Origin of the sequence: Stappia taiwanensis (assembly GCF_014635285.1) — a bacterium.
Taxonomy (GTDB): Bacteria; Pseudomonadota; Alphaproteobacteria; order Rhizobiales; family Stappiaceae; genus Stappia; species Stappia taiwanensis.
Window position 1 is genome coordinate 1 of the sequence record NZ_BMCR01000018.1, and the last position, 2,500, is coordinate 2,500.

General features: G+C 55.9%; 2 rRNA genes (1 of these 2 cut by a window edge). Both read right to left on the reverse strand.

Annotated elements, in window-relative coordinates:
* Positions 1 to 74 (reverse strand): 5S ribosomal RNA (gene rrf / locus IEV83_RS19980); the annotation flags it as partial.
* 100 nt (positions 75 to 174) lie between these two features.
* Positions 175 to 2,500, reverse strand: a 23S ribosomal RNA gene (locus IEV83_RS19985); it runs 398 nt beyond the window's last position.

A 2,500-nucleotide genomic window follows, 5' to 3' on the forward strand; every position in this document is an offset into this window, starting at 1 on the left:
CATTGGCGCTGGGGCGTTTCACGGCCGAGTTCGGGATGGGATCGGGTGTTGCGGTCCCCGCAATGGCCACCAGGCCGGCGAAGAGCAAACGGATGTGAACTGGTCTTAGAGTTCGCCGCGGTTTGCGGCGTGTTTTTGATTGATGCGTTTTGTGATGGGCATTGAGTAATGAGAGTGATCAAGCCGATCGAGCTATTAGTACCGGTAAGCTTCATGCATTGCTGCACGTCCACACCCGGCCTATCGACGTGGTGGTCTTCCACGGCTCTCAAGGGAGACCTGGTTTTGAGGCCGGTTTCCCGCTTAGATGCTTTCAGCGGTTATCCGTTCCGCACATAGCTACCCTGCTATGCCGCTGGCGCGACAACAGGTCCACCAGAGGTGCGTCCATCCCGGTCCTCTCGTACTAGGGACAGATCCTCTCAAGTTTCCTACACCCACGGCAGATAGGGACCGAACTGTCTCGCGACGTTCTGAACCCAGCTCACGTACCACTTTAATCGGCGAACAGCCGAACCCTTGGGACCTGCTCCAGCCCCAGGATGTGATGAGCCGACATCGAGGTGCCAAACGATTCCGTCGATATGGACTCTTGGGAATCATCAGCCTGTTATCCCCGGCGTACCTTTTATCCGTTGAGCGATGGCCCTTCCACGAGGGACCACCGGATCACTATGACCGACTTTCGTCTCTGCTCGACTTGTCAGTCTCGCAGTCAGGCAGGCTTATGCCATTGCACTCGACGACCGATTTCCGACCGGTCTGAGCCTACCTTCGCGCGCCTCCGTTACCATTTGGGAGGCGACCGCCCCAGTCAAACTACCCGCCACACACGGTCCCGGACGTTGTTGCGCCGCGGTTAGATATCCATGACGACAAGGGTGGTATTTCAAGGGTGGCTCCACGCGAGCTGGCGCTCACGCTTCGACGCCTACCACCTATCCTACACATGTCGTGACGAATACCAGTGTGAAGCTGTAGTAAAGGTGCACGGGGTCTTTCCGTCTGACCGCAGGAACCCCGCATCTTCACGGGGAATTCAATTTCACTGAGTCTGTGCTGGAGACAGCGGGGAAGTCGTTACGCCATTCGTGCAGGTCGGAACTTACCCGACAAGGAATTTCGCTACCTTAGGACCGTTATAGTTACGGCCGCCGTTTACCGGGGCTTCAATTCGGTGCTTGCACACCTCCTCTTAACCTTCCGGCACCGGGCAGGCGTCAGACCCTATACGTCGCCTTGCGGCTTCGCAGAGCCCTGTGTTTTTGATAAACAGTCGCCACCCCCTGGTCTGTGCCCCCCGAACCTGGTTGCCCAAGCCCGGGGCTCCCTTCTCGCGAACTTACGGGAGCAATTTGCCGAGTTCCTTCAGCACAGTTCTCTCAAGCGCCTTGGTATACTCTACCAGTCCACCTGTGTCGGTTTCGGGTACGGTCTATAATGCGGGGGCTATTTCCTGGAACACCTTCACCGCATCCCCAATCCAGTAAGGGGATACGATACACGGCATCCGTCACCACCCGCAGGCTGCAGAATATTAACTGCATTCCCATCGACTACGCCTTTCGGCCTCGCCTTAGGGGCCGGCTAACCCTGCGCCGATTAGCGTTGCGCAGGAACCCTTGGACTTTCGGCGAGGGGGTCTCTCACCCCCTTTATCGTTACTCATGTCAGCATTCGCACTTCCGATACCTCCAGGAGCCCTCACGGGTCTCCCTTCGCAGGCCTACGGAACGCTCCGCTACCGCTTAGCTTACGCTAAGCCCGCAGTTTCGGTACATGGCTTGAGCCCCGTTACATTATCGGCGCGGGACCCCTTGTTTAGACCAGTGAGCTGTTACGCTTTCTTTAAATGATGGCTGCTTCTAAGCCAACATCCTGGTTGTTTTGGGAGTCCTACATCCTTTGCCACTTAGCCATGATTTAGGGACCTTAACTGGCGGTCAGGGTTGTTTCCCTCTCCACAATGGACGTTAGCACCCACTGTGTGTCTGCCGGATAGTACTTCTCGGTATTCGGAGTTTGGTTAGGATCAGTAAGACGGTGAGTCCCCATAGCCCATCCAGTGCTCTACCCCCGAGAGTATTCGTCCGACGCTCTACCTAAATAGATTTCGCGGAGAACCAGCTATTTCCGAGTTTGATTGGCCTTTCACCCCTAGCCACAGCTCATCCCCGACCTTTTCAACGGGCGTGGGTTCGGTCCTCCAGTGCGTGTTACCGCACCTTCAACCTGGCCATGGCTAGATCACTCGGTTTCGGGTCTAATCCGACATACTATATCGCCCTGTTCAGACTCGCTTTCGCTGCGCATACACCTAACGGCTTAAGCTTGCATGTCAAATTAAGTCGCTGACCCATTATACAAAAGGTACGCCGTCACCCTTGCGGGCTCCGACTGTTTGTAAGCATTCGGTTTCAGGATCTGTTTCACTCCCCTCGTCGGGGTGCTTTTCACCTTTCCCTCACGGTACTTGTTCGCTATCGGTCGACAAGGAGTA